Annotated in this window: 14 protein-coding genes and 1 tRNA gene; 9 read left to right on the top strand and 6 right to left on the bottom strand. The window is 44.5% G+C overall.

The window, feature by feature from the left end:
* Positions 1-52 precede the first annotated feature (52 nt).
* The 7 genes from G469_RS0104235 (at position 53) to G469_RS0104205 (ending at position 5,067) form a co-directional block, all read left to right on the top strand.
* Positions 53-346: an RDAC family protein gene (locus tag G469_RS0104235; protein WP_028263988.1), complete on the top strand. Its 294-nt coding sequence runs from the start codon at positions 53-55 to the stop codon at positions 344-346.
* A gap of 8 nt (positions 347-354) precedes the next feature.
* On the top strand, positions 355-1,644 hold the full coding sequence (locus G469_RS0104230; protein WP_028263987.1) for an Mbeg1-like protein: 1,290 nt from the start codon (positions 355-357) through the stop codon (positions 1,642-1,644).
* Positions 1,645-1,725: 81 nt separating this feature from the next.
* Positions 1,726-1,801 (top strand) — tRNA-Phe (locus G469_RS0104225).
* Between the two features lie 77 nt (positions 1,802-1,878).
* Positions 1,879-2,706, top strand: coding sequence for a GNAT family N-acetyltransferase (locus G469_RS0104220; protein ID WP_028263986.1), 828 nt, complete (start codon positions 1,879-1,881; stop codon positions 2,704-2,706).
* A 168-nt stretch (positions 2,707-2,874) separates the two neighbouring features.
* Positions 2,875-3,417, top strand: a complete 543-nt coding sequence (locus G469_RS0104215) for a glutathione peroxidase (RefSeq protein ID WP_028263985.1) — start codon at positions 2,875-2,877, stop codon at positions 3,415-3,417.
* Complete coding sequence (locus G469_RS0104210; protein WP_051353758.1) at positions 3,417-3,887, top strand: MarR family winged helix-turn-helix transcriptional regulator; 471 nt, start codon at positions 3,417-3,419, stop codon at positions 3,885-3,887. Before G469_RS0104215 ends, G469_RS0104210 begins: the two co-directional genes overlap by 1 nt.
* Before the next feature lie 4 nt (positions 3,888-3,891).
* Positions 3,892-5,067, top strand: coding sequence for a cation diffusion facilitator family transporter (locus G469_RS0104205; RefSeq protein ID WP_084522299.1), 1,176 nt, complete (start codon positions 3,892-3,894; stop codon positions 5,065-5,067).
* Positions 5,068-5,081: 14 nt separating this feature from the next.
* On the opposite strand, the gene G469_RS0104200 is transcribed toward G469_RS0104205, so the two are convergent.
* From G469_RS0104200 to G469_RS0104190, 3 genes are all read right to left on the bottom strand, one after another.
* The gene (locus G469_RS0104200) at positions 5,082-6,212 is read right to left on the bottom strand and encodes a CobW family GTP-binding protein (RefSeq protein ID WP_028263982.1); all 1,131 of its coding nucleotides are present in this window, start codon (positions 6,210-6,212) and stop codon (positions 5,082-5,084) included.
* 159 nt (positions 6,213-6,371) lie between these two features.
* Positions 6,372-7,619 carry a metal-dependent hydrolase family protein gene (locus tag G469_RS0104195; RefSeq protein WP_028263981.1) on the bottom strand — a complete coding sequence of 416 codons (1,248 nt, stop codon included), beginning with the start codon at positions 7,617-7,619 and terminating at the stop codon, positions 6,372-6,374.
* Positions 7,620-8,063: 444 nt separating this feature from the next.
* The gene (locus tag G469_RS0104190) at positions 8,064-8,852 is read right to left on the bottom strand and encodes a class I SAM-dependent methyltransferase (RefSeq protein WP_028263980.1); all 789 of its coding nucleotides are present in this window, start codon (positions 8,850-8,852) and stop codon (positions 8,064-8,066) included.
* 68 nt (positions 8,853-8,920) lie between these two features.
* On the opposite strand from G469_RS0104190, the gene G469_RS0104185 reads away from it, so the two are divergent.
* Positions 8,921-10,759, top strand: coding sequence for an elongator complex protein 3 (locus tag G469_RS0104185; RefSeq protein WP_028263979.1), 1,839 nt, complete (start codon positions 8,921-8,923; stop codon positions 10,757-10,759).
* Between the two features lie 130 nt (positions 10,760-10,889).
* Here the strand turns inward: G469_RS0104185 and G469_RS0104180 are convergent, their stop codons facing one another.
* The 3 genes from G469_RS0104180 to eno form a co-directional block, all read right to left on the bottom strand.
* The gene (locus G469_RS0104180; RefSeq protein ID WP_028263978.1) at positions 10,890-11,294 is read right to left on the bottom strand and encodes a flavodoxin domain-containing protein; all 405 of its coding nucleotides are present in this window, start codon (positions 11,292-11,294) and stop codon (positions 10,890-10,892) included.
* A gap of 94 nt (positions 11,295-11,388) precedes the next feature.
* Complete coding sequence (locus tag G469_RS08905) at positions 11,389-12,087, bottom strand: DUF3793 family protein (RefSeq protein ID WP_028263977.1); 699 nt, start codon at positions 12,085-12,087, stop codon at positions 11,389-11,391.
* A gap of 176 nt (positions 12,088-12,263) precedes the next feature.
* A complete protein-coding gene (gene eno / locus G469_RS0104170; protein ID WP_028263976.1) occupies positions 12,264-13,553 on the bottom strand; it encodes a phosphopyruvate hydratase in 1,290 nt (429 codons plus the stop codon).
* A gap of 368 nt (positions 13,554-13,921) precedes the next feature.
* Here eno and G469_RS0104160 point away from each other — a divergent pair, with 368 nt between their 5' ends.
* Positions 13,922-15,556 carry a DUF438 domain-containing protein gene (locus tag G469_RS0104160; RefSeq protein ID WP_028263975.1) on the top strand — a complete coding sequence of 545 codons (1,635 nt, stop codon included), beginning with the start codon at positions 13,922-13,924 and terminating at the stop codon, positions 15,554-15,556.
* Position 15,557: the final 1 nt, after the last annotated feature.

The raw sequence follows: 15,557 nt of genomic DNA, 5'->3' as shown, positions 1-15,557 counted from the left end.
TAAGTTTTTACAGATAAATTTGGCGAGAAAACACACAAGAAAGCAGACTTCTATGAACATAATTAAAATAGGTGACGTAGTTGATCTTAACCACCAATTTGCAAATGACGCGTCTACTCATACCACAGACAGTACCCCCAAGATTCACCTACACGATGCCTGTGGCAAGCAAACATGTAGTATTGAAATCAAGGTAAACGACCTCGACCCAGACCGTCCACGCAATAAAGATGGTGAGTATGATTTAACCTATGCTCAACGACGTGTGCGGGACTACTTTGAGCAACGCGGCAAGCAGGTTGAATTTGACCCCACTACTGGTAAGATTTTTTGGCTTAAGGATTAGTCACTATCATGGCAAATATACTTGATTATTTGGACTGGTTTGGCGAGGTGAGCTTTGCTGGCTCTCCCTTTAATGAAGTGGATAATCTTATTTTGTCCCAGCTATCCTATCTGGATCTTGCAGGTAGCGCACCTATGGATGCCCCAACACCATCAGATACCCTCCAAGACGTAAGTGCCAAGTACTTTGCCAGCCACAGTAAAGAACAACTGTATGAAGCGAGCGGATTTGTATCCACTTATACCTCGTTTTTACTTCAAAAAGCAGCCGCATCTAAACGCTTTAAAAATGTACGAGTTGGTTTTTATGAGGAAAAAGACAATCCTCAGACGCAAGAACAATTTGGTGCCGTGAGCTTTGCATTGCCCAACGGCAGTTACTACGTTGCCTTCCGTGGTACTGACGGAACCATTCATGGCTGGCGAGAAGACCTCAATATTAGCTTCCAAACGGTGGCTGCTCAGACTGATGCAGTAGAGTACCTGTCTCGCATTGCCGTTAGTGTTTCTGGAAAGTTGCAAGTGGGAGGCCATTCTAAGGGCGGTAACTTAGCTGCTTATGCCACAGCTATGGCAAATACATCAACTCAAAAGCGCATAACCAAGCTGTGGTGCAATGATGCACCAGGGTTTTTGGAAGATGTTGTCCCCTTCTCCAAACTTGAAGCACTCGTTAATAAAACTAGCCTTTTCACACCGGAGTACTGCATTGTAAGTGGTCTTATGCACCATGCCGCCACCCCTCAGGTTATCCACGCACAAACATCAGATGCAGATATCATGCAACACGATGCCTTTACCTGGCAGGTATTAGGTCCACACTTCGTATATAGCAATACCCCATCTATTGCCGCACAGCATGTATGCGTACTTCTCAACGAGGTTGTCGAAAAACGCACAAAAGATGAACGTAAACACTTTGCCGACATGCTATTTGGTTGCATTGAAGCCTGTGGCGCTACTACCACCAATGAGCTTGCCAATACTGGCGCCGATGGTATACGCAGAATTTGGGAGGCGGTTAATGCTCTTGAAGATCCCGATAAGGACGTCATTTTTGAATTTATTAAAGCCCTTATAGGTCAGATAGTTTCTGATTCATTAGCGCCACTTAACAAAACAATTGCGCAGTCCTTACAGCAAATTGCTGTTCCATCAGCAAACTACGAAGAAATTCTTAACTCCCCTACACCTCCTTCTATTGAGGAGATGAACGAGTATAAAGAACGTAAGCGTCGTGCTGCTACCGTTGCTGTCCCAGCAAAACTCGTTGAAAAGGTTTGGATACCTAAGACATAAGTTTTGCATCAAAACAAAAATGAGACTTGACGTTCTGCCTGAGTTTGCTATATTTATTGAGCTGACATTAAAGCAGCGCATGGCTGGGTAGCTCAGTTGGTAGAGCAGAGGACTGAAAATCCTCGTGTCAGGGGTTCGATTCCCTTCCCCGCCACCAGAACTTTCAAACCTCCTACCTTTTGGTAGGAGGTTTTTTGTTATCCTAGTGCCATTTATAGAGTCTGGAGGTAAGCCATGATTTCAAAATGTAGCAAACAAGACAAAGCTCAACTTGTTGGCTTCTTAAAAACTCATCCAGATTTGAACTTATATCTTCTCTCCAACTTACATATGTATGAAATCGGAAAAGAGCTTGAAACATGGAAGATTGCTAATGCTTTTGGAACTTCCATCATTATGCTTTTAAGAAAAAATATGGTCATCTCCTACGATGCACCAATCGAGCATACTGCGGAAATCATAGAAGTCATCAAAAGCAAGAAACATGTTGGTATTAAATATATCAATGGCAACCCTACACTTTTACAAAACTTGCAACAACAGCTCGATGCTTATTCCTTACGTACCTTAGAGCTTGCCTCGCTCAATTGTGATGAATTTCATACCCAGCAGGATTCTTACCCTCATACAGAACTGTATCAACTTTCCACTGCAAAAGACTTTGCTCAACTTCATCGCCTACTTTGTGCAGCTGATGGAATTGACTTTGCAAGCATTCCTCAAGAAGAACGCGAATATTTTATCTCTAAAAAGTGTGCATCTCTTGTCCATGGTTGTATTGCACTTGCCACAAAAATGGACAACGTCTTTGTATCTACCGCCTCTATCTCTGCGGTATCTTCCTTTGGTGCCATGATTATTGGCGTGGCAACACTCAAGGAATATCGGAATCGTGGTCTTGCAACCTACACGGTCAAACAACTTTGTCGAATCTGCAAAGAGGCTGGATTTAAAAACCTAGTACTTTATTTTGATAATCCCCTTGCAGCAAGCGTATATCTCAAAATTGGTTTTAAGATTGTTGCAAACTATGGTGTGCTTTCGGACGGATCCTCCCACTAACAAGGTAGTAACGGAAGTCTTGGTCCACTCACTCTAAAGCCTTGAACAAATGATGGAATTATTCTTTCACAAAAAAGTTGTACACAATTAGGTTGTACACAACTAAAATAGAACCAACAAACAGAGGCACACGCTAATACTGTGTCATCACAAAGAAAGGAATATTCCATGGCTATTTACGATTTTACTGTTTCCAATCCTGATGGTACCACTACTACTCTTTCTGACTATAAAGATAAGGTTTTGCTGGTAGTAAACACTGCAACAGGTTGTGGCTTTACCCCTCAATATGAAGACCTCGAGGCAATGTACTCAGAATTCCGTGACCGAGGCTTTGAAATTCTCGACTTCCCCTGCAACCAATTTGCAGGTCAAGCTCCTGAGTCCGATGATGAGATTCATGCATTTTGCACCATGAAGTTTGGTACTGAATTCCCTCAATTCAAGAAGATTGACGTAAACGGTGAGAATGCCGACCCTCTCTTTGTTTCCCTTGCAACTCAAATGCCCTTCCAAGGATTTGGTAAGGGACTTAAAGCTAAAGGCCTGGAAAAGTTTGCAGCAGTCAATAACAAGAAATTTGGTGATAAGGCATACATCATGTGGAACTTTACCAAGTTCTTAATTGATCGTGAAGGTAATCTGATTGCTCGCTTTGAGCCTACAGTACATATGACTGAGGTAAAAGCAGCGGTGGAGGCTCAACTCTAATGCCTGATATTACAAATATCCCCACAGAGCAGATGCTCAAACTAGATAATCAACTATGCTTCCCTCTTTATGCCAGCTCTAAAGAAGTGGTGCGTCGCTATACACCATTTTTGGAGCCGCTTGGCCTTACTTATACGCAATATCTTGTGATGATGGTGCTCTGGGAAACCAAAAAGACCACAGCAAAATCTTTAGGGGAACGCCTCTATTTAGACTCTGGCACCCTTACTCCCTTATTGCGCAAGATGGAGACAAAGGGTTTACTTAAGCGTGATCATGACGTACAAGATCAGCGAGTGCTTACCGTTGAACTCACCAAAATTGGTAGTGACCTCAAGAAACAAGCTCAAGAGATTCCTGCTGCTATGGGTAATTGTTTTGACATCACAGTAAGCGAAGCCACAGAACTCCGCCGCCTACTCGATAAAGTTCTTGCAAGCGTGCGGGCTTCTCATTCTATTGAGGAATAAGCGTATGGCAGCACAAACTAAAGCAGAAGAGCAGACGAGAGCAGCATTTAGCTCGAGTCTTTCTTCTCAAGTACGTCAGCATATTATTGTACGAACGAGCATTGTGGGCATTGCGGCAAATATACTGCTTGCTGTAGTCAAAGCATTTGTAGGCACCTTGTCCGGCTCTATTGCTATTACACTTGACGCCGTAAACAACCTATCTGATGCACTAAGTTCTGTTATTACTATTGTGGGCACTAAGCTTGCAGGACGTCCCGCAAACAAAGCTCACCCTTATGGATATGGACGCATTGAATACCTTACGGCAACAATCATTTCCCTCATTGTGCTCTATGCAGGCATTACCTCACTTATTGAGTCTGGTAAAACGCTATCATTACCCACACAGGTTTCCTATAGCATACCTACTCTGATTGTGATTGTAAGCACCATTGTTGTTAAGTTAGTGCTTGGAACATACGTTAAAAGCACTGGTAAAAGGGTTGATTCCGACTCATTAGTAGCTTCGGGTTCTGATGCACTCTTTGATGCTGTTCTTACCGCATCCACACTGTTTGCTGCCCTCATGTACCTAGGCTATGGCATTGATCTAACCGCCTGGGTTGGCCTGCTCATTGCAGGCGTCATTGTTAAAGCAGGTTTTGACATGCTCAGCGAGACGCTCAGTCAAATTTTAGGCGAGCGCATTGATGCGGATGTATCGCGTCAGATCAAGGAAATAACTCGGTCTGCAGAGGGTGTTTTAGGTGTATATGACCTTGATTTACACAATTATGGTCCCACATCACTCATCGGCTCCATTCACATAGAGCTTGCTGACACAAAAAGTGCGGCGCAAATCGATGAACTGACGCGTAAAATCCAGCATGATGTATACGAACAAACTAATGGTCGCGTTATTCTTGCAGCTGTAGGAATATATTCACAAAACACTACTGATGATGAGGCAAAACAAATCCGTTCTGAAGTCACCCGATTAGTCATGGCTCACGATAATGTCATTCAAATGCACGGCTTCCATCTAGATAAAGTCGAGAAACGCATGAGTTTTGACATCATTATTGACTTTGGAGCTTCTGACCGCCAAAAACTTTTTGACCAAATCATCAGCGAGGTCCAACAAGCATTTCCCACATATCGCATTAGTGCTGTGCTTGATGTAGACACCAGTGACTAAAGCTGCATTCTTACCTAGTGTATCCACTCAGTAAGACAGGCATCAAGCTTGGCTATAATCTCATCCTTGTCCATATGACGACCAATAAAACAGAGCTTAGTCATGCGGTCACCATATTCGGAACTCCAGTCTTCAAGCAATTCAGGATGTTCAAGAAGTATTTGTTGCTTCTCTTCTTCCGAAAATGAATCATAGAAAATGCCATTCTCGTAAAGTTGAACTTGCTTTCCTGCCTGCTCAAACACATAGCTCATATCAAAATCGCAGTTTAGCCAGACTTTTCCCTTTACACGGATGATGCTTTCTGGCCAACTGCTCACAAAATCATTGAAGCGGTCAACATCAAAGGGACGGCGGCGGTCATATACAAAAGTTGAGATCTCGTATTCTAAAACTTCGGGGTCATCGTGCTCTTCTGGATGCTCCATTGCATCCATCCAGACAGCAGAACGATAGGCCTTATCAAAATCAAAGCGATTAGTGTTAACAAGCTCGCTCATGGGGACTTCTCCCCTTACTGCCTCAACGATAACTGCATCACGCTGCAGGCCGCGAATAATAGCTTTAAGCTCACGTAGCTGCTCTGGGGTAACCAAATCACTCTTATTGAGGATGAGGGTGGAGCAAAATTCAATTTGTTGAATAAGCAAATTCTCAAGATCATCTTCCTCAATAGAATCAGAAAGAAGTGCCTTACCTCCATTAAACTCGTCATACATGCGAGCGCAATCGACCACTGCCACAATGTTATCGAGTTCAAGATGAGCATGCTTATCCGTCTTTTTGCTCTGATTGCAAAAAGTTGAAAGAGTATAAGTAATAGGAATAGGTTCACAGATGCCAGACGCCTCAATAAAAATGTAATCAAAATCACCCGAATCAGCTATATCACCAAGCTGAAGGTTCAAATCATCGGACAGGGTACAGCACAAACAGCCATTAGTCAGTGGAATAACCTCGTCACCATCGGCAAGGCCTCCCTCTTTAATAAGACTAGCGTCCACGTTTATCTCACCAATATCATTAACAATAACAGCTGCTCGAACACCCTCGCTATTAGCAAGAATGCGATTGAGTACCGTAGTTTTCCCAGCACCGAGATAGCCCGTAATAAGAGCGATTTTGACATTTTTTGTATCGGTCATGTGAACCCCTTATTCTTTGAATGTAATCAAAGAGCCCAATAAATGAATACTTTGTATATCGCCAATGCGAATTATCGCAAAAGGAAAATCAACCAGACCTCGATGCCCCATCGACACGCTAAAGACATCGAGGTCCAGTAAAAACCCTAAAAAACAACCTTATAGGGCGTCCTTAACAACAATGTCGCCTTCCTTCATGATGATATCCATGTTATCGGGCGTAAGGTTATGAAGGTTAGTTACAACGTCACCCTTAACGACAAGGACGTCAGCTGACTTACCGGCTTCAAGAGAACCAAATTCATCTTCATGACCAAGCATTTTAGCGCCATTGAGCGTAGCAGCCTTGATGGTATCCAGAACAGAAATACCGGCCTTCTCGACGAAAGCATACATTTCGTCAATAGTAACGTAGCCATAAGGAGTAACAAAGGAGAAGGAGTCGGAACCAATGGTAAGAGGTACATTAAGCTCATATGCACGACGCAGATTAGCATAGGTACGCTCAAGACCCTTCTCGACAACTGTTTCACCTGGGAACTTGTCAAGTTCAGGAGTCCACTCAGGTGGATAGGTGGAATACCAAGTTGGCAAGAAACCAATGGTAGGAGTAAAGAAGGTGCCCTTTTCGGCCATGAGATTCATGGTCCTGTCGTCAAGCTCAAAACCGTGAATAAGCTGAGTGCAGCCAAAACGAACGCAGTCATATGCCGCATCAAAGTTGTTATACGAGTGCGCCCACAAAGGAATTTCTACCATGCGGCACTCATCGGCAATTGCCTTAATCTCTTCCGTGCAGAACAACTGCAGACGATCGGAGTCCCAGCGCCAAATGCCGCCGCCAGTCGCCCAAATCTTAATTCCATCGGGATTCTCACGCAAGCGCATACGAATAGCCTTACGCAACTCCCAAGGACCATCCGCTTGGAAGCCCCATGGATGGGAATCCTTTGAAATCTGTAGGGGTAGATGGTGCGAATCGCCATGACCAGCAACACGGCATAAACCAAGACCAGTTGCAAAGATACGGGGACCCTTCATAACACCCATGTTGACAAGGTCACGGATAGCAATGCCGTTACGACCAATCTCGCCTACCGAAGTAAGACCGTGACTCAATGCATCGTATGCCTGCTTAACAGCACATGCCTGCTTTTGAGCAACGCTCTCGATAACCCAGTCGTTATCGTTATCGGTTAGATTACCTGAAAAATGCAAGTGTGTATCGACCAAACCAGGCATAACAGTTTTGCCTGTGGCGTCGATAACCTCATAGCCAGCGGGAATCTCGGTTGACTTGCCGGCATAGGTAATCTTATCGTCATCGATGAGAACTAAAGAGTCCTCAACGGGGGCGGTACCGGTGCCATCAACAAGTTTTCCTCCCGCAATTGCATACTTAGCCATAATGCTTCCTCCAAATCCTTTCTGTATAACTGACAAAATATACGTGCCGGTAAAACAGGTAGAACAGGTGGTGCTAGTAACGCTATGCGAACCAGGTAGAGACATCGAATAACTGCTTTCAGCACATGGAGCTGATCTTGTTACAACATTCGATGCGGGGCCCCTCATACCATGTGGTCTGCCAATACTAAAGAAGCTTGAGCTTTAGCTCAGCCTTACGAAACTTCAAATAAATACAGATAGACTCCTACTTTTTTACTTATGTTGAGGCATTTAAGTTAGTTATAGTTAACTTACGAGTACTAGTATACTCAAATATGAATAAGTGAACATATATTTTCTTTTGCAGGTCTCAGATTTACATAAAAATACGATTCTTTATACACATACATGTATATTTTTTGTAGCCAAACAAACATCTCATTGGGTATGTCCAGATGCTTACTACAAACGTTGTAACACTACATAATGATTCAAGTTATCTTCTTTACCGTCTGCATTAAACTGTGCACACACGCGGGCTTGAGGACGCATATGAACAAGAAGGTTTTCAAGCTCGTTTTGTGTAAAGTGATGACAATAACGCCAAGAATTTGTTTGATTTTGCCAGCCTATAAGATAGTCGTTTTCCTCTAATGCATGAGCATCAAGTTGCAATTGTGTAAGGGCAATCGCTGTTGTTTGCAAAGCTTTTGCTGCCAACTTTGGACTATGCATAAACTGCCAAAATGAAACACAGAGATACCCACCAGATTTAACCTTATGTAGCAGTGTTTTTAAAAGTTGTATTCGATTTTGTGCTCCTGGTACATGATGCATAAAACCAAAAGAGACAACAAGATCACAGCTCGGCATATTCAAATGAGAAGCTAATGTTCCATCCAATAAGTTATCTACTATATCCACTTTGGAAAAAATAGCTTGTATATTTGTAGTTCCACTTTGTACCAATAGCTCAGAATTATCCACCGCAAAATATGCTGTAGGCGCAACTTTTGCTTGTTGTATCAAAAAACGTGCAAAGCGCAAATTGCCACATCCCACATCAAGTATGGAGGGATTATCTGCTGCACTAAAAAGTGGCATAGCATCCAAACAGCGCTGCCATCCTTGCCAAGGTGCCTGACGCGTAGCAGAAAAACTCTGAGCCTGCTGCCTGTAGAACTCAGAGGTAATACAACTCAGCTGACGAGCAGTTTGTACGCTACAAGAGGTGTTGTAAGAACTATTCATACGTGAATTTTACCCCAGCTTACGTGTCCTGATAGGCAAGTTACACAACCCCTGCGTATAATGCGAGTATGAATGAACTCATTTTAGACATACTCCAACAGCTCCGTAATAAACCTAACGGTGCTCTTGATACTCATCAACTTGAAGCTTTGCTGCGCATTCATAGCAGCAAAGCCAATCAGACCCAAAGAAAACAGATTCCTAAACGAGCGGTGCTGCCTTATTTTTTGCAGGTCAAAGATCAAAATAAAGAGTTATGGAACTCCTGGGGTATTACACCAGAACTGGAATCACGCTTTGTGCAATCGGTACGTATGAAGCCCCGTCGCACAGCCTCTGGCGTAGCCACCATTACCGTTATTACACGGCCACACACCTGCTCCAGCAACTGTATCTATTGCCCTTGTGACCTACGTATGCCCAAAAGCTATATTGCCAATGAGCCTGCCTGCCAACGTGCGGAACAAGCGTTTTTTGATCCTTATATACAAGTTGCTGCACGCCTACGCGCATTGCATCAGATGGGACACTCTACCGATAAAGTCGAACTCATTGTGCTGGGGGGAACCTGGAGTGACTATCCTGCACGCTACCAATACTGGTTTGTAAGCGAACTGTTCCGTGCGCTTAATGAATGGCCCAACTCTCCAGCACGTATAGAAAAACGCATGGATTGGTATCACTCTTGTGGGTTACAAAATACAGAAGAAGCGCTCTCTAACTTTGTTGCTACACAGCAAGCAGCTGTTAATGCAGGTAGCGCTAGTTACAATCAAGCATTCCACAAGCTATACGATACAAGCGCACCACACCAAGAGGCATGGTCATATATGGATGCCACGCTCGCAGATCTTCTGCGTCAGCAACACAATAATGAAACGGCAGCTTGCCGTGTGGTTGGACTGGTTATAGAAACCCGTCCGGACACTATCTCTCCTGATAATCTGCGGATGTTTAGACAGCTCGGATGTACCAAAATCCAAATTGGTATTCAAAGTACACATCAAGATATTCTTAACGCCAATCTACGACAGATGAGTACTGCTCAAATTAAACGCGCATTCTCACTCATCCGTCTCTATGGATTCAAGATTCACTCGCATCTTATGGTTAATCTGTTAGGCGCAACGCCACAGACAGACAAGCAAGACTTCAATACCTTTGTATCTGACCCAGGTTATTTACCAGACGAGATTAAGCTGTACCCTTGTGCACTGGTAGACGGAACACAGCTTGTTCAAAAATACGATGCAGGCGCATGGAAACCCTACTCAAAAGACGAGTTGGTAGAAGTATTGGTTTATGACGTACTAACTGCTCCTACCTATATACGTATTTCTCGTATGATTCGCGATATTAGCTCTACAGATATCCTGGTAGGAAACAAACACACAAACCTACGCCAAATGGTTGAACAACAACTATCCACTAAACACCTAGCATCACAGGTGCAGGAAATTCGCTTTAGAGAAATTAATCAGCAACACGTAAGCGCACATGAACTCAAGCTGCAAGATTATGCATATATCACTGCAGTAAGTGATGAGCATTTTTTGCAGTGGGTCACACCAGACAATAAGATTGCTGGTTTTTGTAGACTCTCACTTCCTCATTGGGAAAAACTCAAAGCTGGAAACTGCGATGTTGCCATTAACGAGCTTCTGGCACAACCTGGACAGGCCATGATTAGAGAATTACATGTATATGGTCAAGCATTGTCATTAGGCACAGAAGGTGCCTCGGCACAACATCAGGGATTGGGTCAAAGGTTGCTCGTCCACGCAAGCAAGCTTGCCAAACAAGCAGGATATACCAGCCTGAATGTAATTAGTTCCATTGGCACTCGTGCTTATTATCGTGCACAAGGCTTTAAAGATGCAGGGTTATATCAGACAAAGATGCTGTAGCAGCCAACCACTACGGGATATGCAACGCTTATAAAATAAGCCGCCATTCCAAGAATGACGGCTTATCTCATAATTTTTACTCCAAAAGTATGTACAAGTAGTACATCAAAAGGCAGTGTACAAGAACTCGCTACTCAGCGAGTTTCTCGCCAGCAGTGCGAAGAGCATCCAAAACGTCACCCTCAGGCTCAAGGTTAGCAATGATGGTGTCAATCACGTTTACGTCAGCAGACTCAGCATTTTCCTTCCAGCTGTCCATCCACTCACCGCTACCCCAGTCATAAGAACCAAACAGCACAACAGGCTTGTCGCCAAACTCACCAATGCACTCGTCCCACAACTCCTCAAAATCGGGATCGAGTTCCTCATCACCCATAGCGGGGCAACCAAATGCAAATGCGTCGTAATCAGCAACCTTAGCACTAGAGAAATCGCTGTAATCAATCGCATCGGTATCGGCACCCTGTGCCAAAGCCTGTGCCATGGCCTCAGTGTTGCCGGTTTGGCTCCAAAATACAACTGCTACCTTACTCATAACTTCCTCCTTTTTTATGTAGTCGGCTTTCCTTTTTGCCGTCTAACAACTTTGCAATGTGCCTGCATGAACTTGTGGAATATACCTATGCAATCTATCTAGCAAGAAGTTCCACAAGGCTGCTACCTGATCTAAAACGCTTTAAACAAGCTCCTTCAAAGCGCGCTAACTGCATAAACCGTTGTCGTGCAAGCTCAGCATCTCCATACGCACACCAAGCACCCCTACAGGTATGGGGTTGTTTATGTATAAAACCCAGCACATCCTCAAGCGGATATCCAAACACCACACCCATCTCATGTGGAAACTCAACAGATATATCTTTTGAAGATTGCTTTGCAGACTTTGCGTAATAATAACGAGCAAGACGTGACCTAAAAGCACGCATAAGTGCTGTAGATGAGGTGGTTGGATAGCCCGCTTTGTCTAAAAATGTACAAATGTCTACATCTTGTAGGAGACTGTCCACCAACTCAGGACGCCATGCCACAATGGCTACGCGACCACGACAACTACCAACCGTCATAAGAGACACACCATAGGCAGAAATTTCTCGCGTAGAGACGCGGAAAAGTTCACAAGTTTTTGCTCGCAGGTATGAACCCTGCCACATGCAACATGCCGCCTCAGGCCTAAAGTTAAACAATGCCGCAGGCTTTACTTTTGCAATAACACCGGAAGCGCAGCGAACAAGTGTAGAAATGAAAGCGTGGCATAACATGGGTTCATAGGGTGCAAGTGAAGACACATACTCTGAGTCACCACGGACGTTCAAAATACTGGCACCGCTCACGCAAACCTCCAAACCCAAAATGCTGCAACTACAACACAGCATTGCCACGGATAGGTACAAAAAGAGCGCCGGAGGTGAAGGAAGGAGGAACACCGCCGGCGCCAAAGTGGTCGAACTCAAGACGTTTAGGAGAGGAGTTAATCTTGATTCGACAGGGGTAAACGAATTAACTCAAATTAACGCAGGTTATAAAATGCCTTGCTACCACCAAACTCTGCAGAGGATTCAAGCACATCCTCAATACGCAGAAGCTGGTTGTACTTAGCCACACGATCAGAACGACAAGGAGCACCAGTCTTAATCTGGCCTGCATTAGTTGCAACAGCCAAATCAGCAATGGTGGTATCCTCAGTCTCGCCCGAACGATGAGATACAACCGCGGTATAACCAGCACGCTTTGCCGTCTCAATTGCATCGAGTGTCTCGGTAAGCGTACCAATCTGATTAACCTTAATGAGGATGGAGTTTGCAGCTCCTACCTCGATGCCCTTCTCGAGGCGTTTGGTGTTGGTTACAAATAGGTCGTCTCCAACAAGCTGCACGCGCTTACCCAAACGCTGGGTAAGCTCAATCCAGCCATTCCAATCTTCCTCGGCCAAACCATCTTCAATAGAGATAATGGGATACTTGTTAACAAGCTCCTCCCAGTAATCCACCAGCTGAGAACTTGTAAGTTCGCGCCCTTCACCCTTAAGCACATATACGCCGCGCTCTTTGTCATATACCTCGCTGGTAGCAGGATCCATAGCAAACATGAAGTCCTTACCGGGGGTAAAGCCAGCACGAGTCACTGCCTTCATGAGGTACTCAAAAGGCTCCGCGTTGTTAGCCAAATTAGGAGCAAAGCCACCCTCGTCACCAACACCCGTAGATAGACCAGACTCCTTAAGAACATCCTTAAGAGTGTGATATACCTCAGCACACCAACGCAAAGCCTCACGGAAATTAGGGGCACCCACAGGCATAATCATGAACTCCTGGAAGTCCACGTTATTATCTGCATGAACACCGCCATTAAGCACATTCATCATGGGGATGGGCAGAGTATGACCGTTTGCACCACCCAAATAAGCATACAAAGGCAAACCAGCAGACTGAGCAGCAGCACGGGCAACAGCCAACGAACAACCAAGGATTGCATTAGCGCCAAAGTTACCCTTATTGTCAGTGCCATCTGCAGCAATAAGAGCTGCATCCACAGCACGCTGATCGTTTGCATCCATACCAACAATGGCACTGTGCAGCTCATTGTTTACGTGAGCAACAGCAGTAAGAACACCCTTGCCAAGATAACGGCTCTTATCACCATCGCGCAGCTCTACCGCTTCAAACTCACCAGTAGATGCACCAGAAGGAACCATTGCCCTACCAAAAGCGCCGTCCTCCAAAAGGACCTCCACTTCAACGGTAGGGTTGCCGCGGGAATCAAGTACTTCGCGTGCAAGAACATCAATGATTTCGCTCATAAAAATATCGCCTCTTTACCCGGTGACTTGCGTTTTACCTGCAGTTTGCCATCCATCGCATTAAAGTGTCACCGTTGTTTAATTTTTTATAATCCGTATAGTACACCATGACTAACTTTTGTACAGTATCTTTTTTAAAAATGTGAAAAACTTCTTGTGCTGGTGTGAGCACAATGGCTTTTATCTGCACCTTCCTCCCCTATGTATGCCGTTTCTTTAATACCCCTATAGAGGTAGGATATACAGAATCTTTGTGAGAAAATGTAAACGTTGGGCGCCCATAGTATTTGATAAAAATACTGCTCGTAAACTGAGACTAGTTTCATGGCAAGCGCAGCCTTGCAAGTCATTGACCCTAAGGAGCATCTATGGATAAAACTATTTCTCTTGCATCATCCGTGTACGATATATGCAAGAAGTATCCCGAAGTTAAAGAACTTATGGCTCATATTGGTTTTGACGAAATTACCAAGCCTGGACGTCTTCAATCTATGGGTCGTTTTATGACTATCCCTCGCGGTTGCGAGTACAAGCAACTCAAACTGTCTGATGTTGTTGATGTTTTTATTACTGCTGGCTTTACCGTCTTAGACGAAGATGGCGTGCAGCTTGCCTCCTCTGTAAATGCTCGGATAGACATACTCACAGATAAGACCGCGGAAGAGGCTACCACTAAAGACTTCATTTTTTCAAAACCCGCTTCTGCTGCAGAGCGCAAAGTACTTCTCAGTTCTTATCTTGAACGACTGGATAAGGGAGAATCCCTCGACCAGGTACAAAAAGATTTTGCTGCTGCTTTTGCCAATGTAACTGGCTCAGAAATTGCTGAAGCAGAGCAAGCTCTTATTGCTGGGGGCACCCCTGTTGAACGCGTGCAACAGTTATGCGATGTGCATGCAAGCTTATTTGAGGGTGCTATAAGCTGTGCTCCGCTATCTGGATCGCCCGAAGAAAAACCTGGTCATCCCGTACACACCATGCGCGAAGAAAACAAGAAGATTATTGAACTTATCACCCAAGTACGTGCAGATATTGAGCAAACAAACGCCATGAGTGAAGATGTACGTGATCCTCAGCTTGCACAAAAAATAGTAGATGATATTGAACTTCTTGCTCCTGTATCCATTCATTACAAACGCAAGGAAGAACTTCTCTTCCCCTACCTGGAAAAAAATGACATTTCTGGCCCTTCCAAAGTCATGTGGGCTAAGGATGATGAAGTCCGAGAAGCGCTTGTTGCCGCACGTCACAGCTCTGAACGTGCGCTATTGGTTCCCGCTAAATGCTTTATTCAACTCGTGTCCACACCGTTAACTAAAGCCGTTGATGGTATGGAATCCATGGTAAGTAAAGAAGAAAATGTACTCATTCCCCTATCTTTAGAAACGCTCACAGCACGCGATTGGACTCAAATTGCAAACGAGGAGGAAGAATACGGCTGGGCGTTTATTGCCCAACCTCCAAAATGGCGAGCAAGTGCGATGGATTTAGCCGATGCGGCTGTACGTGAGATGGAAAAGAATCGTGATACTTCTACAGCAGAAGCTCAAACAGCTACAACTGTCGAGAAAATCAAACTGTCTACTGGTGAGTTTACTGCCGCACAACTTGACGCTGTTCTTAACACAATTCCTCTAGACATTACTTTTGTAGATGCAGACGACAAAACCCGCTATTTTAGCCATGGCGATACCCGCGCCTTTCCTCGTCCTATGAGTTGTCTTGGTCGTGATGTATATGACTGCCATCCTCCCCGTAGTCAAGCGATGGTACACCAGGTCTTTGACGACTTTAAGAGCGGAGCACGTGACTCCTATGAGTTTTGGATTCACTTGCATGGCAAGTTTCTTTATATCCGTTATTTTGCAGTACGTGACCAGGATGGCAATTACCTCGGTGCCCTTGAAACCACACAGGATATTGCTCCTATTCAAGCTATAGAAGGAGACAATCGCCGAGGTGCAGATGAGCGTCGTGAGGCTTCCCAACAAGAACAGGAATAAG

This window comes from Atopobium fossor DSM 15642 (genome assembly GCF_000483125.1).
GTDB lineage: Bacteria > Actinomycetota > Coriobacteriia > Coriobacteriales > Atopobiaceae > Atopobium > Atopobium fossor.
The sequence above is the reverse complement of the archived record's forward strand: the minus strand, read 5'-3'. Positions and strand labels throughout refer to the sequence as shown.

Excerpts from the sequence above, each read along its gene's own strand:
- G469_RS0104235 (WP_028263988.1), top strand. The coding sequence starts at position 53 with ATGAACATAATTAAAATAGGTGACGTAGTTGATCTTAACCACCAATTT.
- G469_RS0104230 (WP_028263987.1), top strand. The coding sequence starts at position 355 with ATGGCAAATATACTTGATTATTTGGACTGGTTTGGCGAGGTGAGCTTT.
- G469_RS0104220 (WP_028263986.1), top strand. The coding sequence starts at position 1,879 with ATGATTTCAAAATGTAGCAAACAAGACAAAGCTCAACTTGTTGGCTTC.
- G469_RS0104215 (WP_028263985.1), top strand. The coding sequence starts at position 2,875 with ATGGCTATTTACGATTTTACTGTTTCCAATCCTGATGGTACCACTACT.
- G469_RS0104210 (WP_051353758.1), top strand. The coding sequence starts at position 3,417 with ATGCCTGATATTACAAATATCCCCACAGAGCAGATGCTCAAACTAGAT.
- G469_RS0104205 (WP_084522299.1), top strand. The coding sequence starts at position 3,892 with ATGGCAGCACAAACTAAAGCAGAAGAGCAGACGAGAGCAGCATTTAGC.
- G469_RS0104200 (WP_028263982.1), bottom strand. The coding sequence starts at position 6,212 with ATGACCGATACAAAAAATGTCAAAATCGCTCTTATTACGGGCTATCTC.
- G469_RS0104195 (WP_028263981.1), bottom strand. The coding sequence starts at position 7,619 with ATGGCTAAGTATGCAATTGCGGGAGGAAAACTTGTTGATGGCACCGGT.
- G469_RS0104190 (WP_028263980.1), bottom strand. The coding sequence starts at position 8,852 with ATGAATAGTTCTTACAACACCTCTTGTAGCGTACAAACTGCTCGTCAG.
- G469_RS0104185 (WP_028263979.1), top strand. The coding sequence starts at position 8,921 with ATGAATGAACTCATTTTAGACATACTCCAACAGCTCCGTAATAAACCT.
- G469_RS0104180 (WP_028263978.1), bottom strand. The coding sequence starts at position 11,294 with ATGAGTAAGGTAGCAGTTGTATTTTGGAGCCAAACCGGCAACACTGAG.
- eno (WP_028263976.1), bottom strand. The coding sequence starts at position 13,553 with ATGAGCGAAATCATTGATGTTCTTGCACGCGAAGTACTTGATTCCCGC.
- G469_RS0104160 (WP_028263975.1), top strand. The coding sequence starts at position 13,922 with ATGGATAAAACTATTTCTCTTGCATCATCCGTGTACGATATATGCAAG.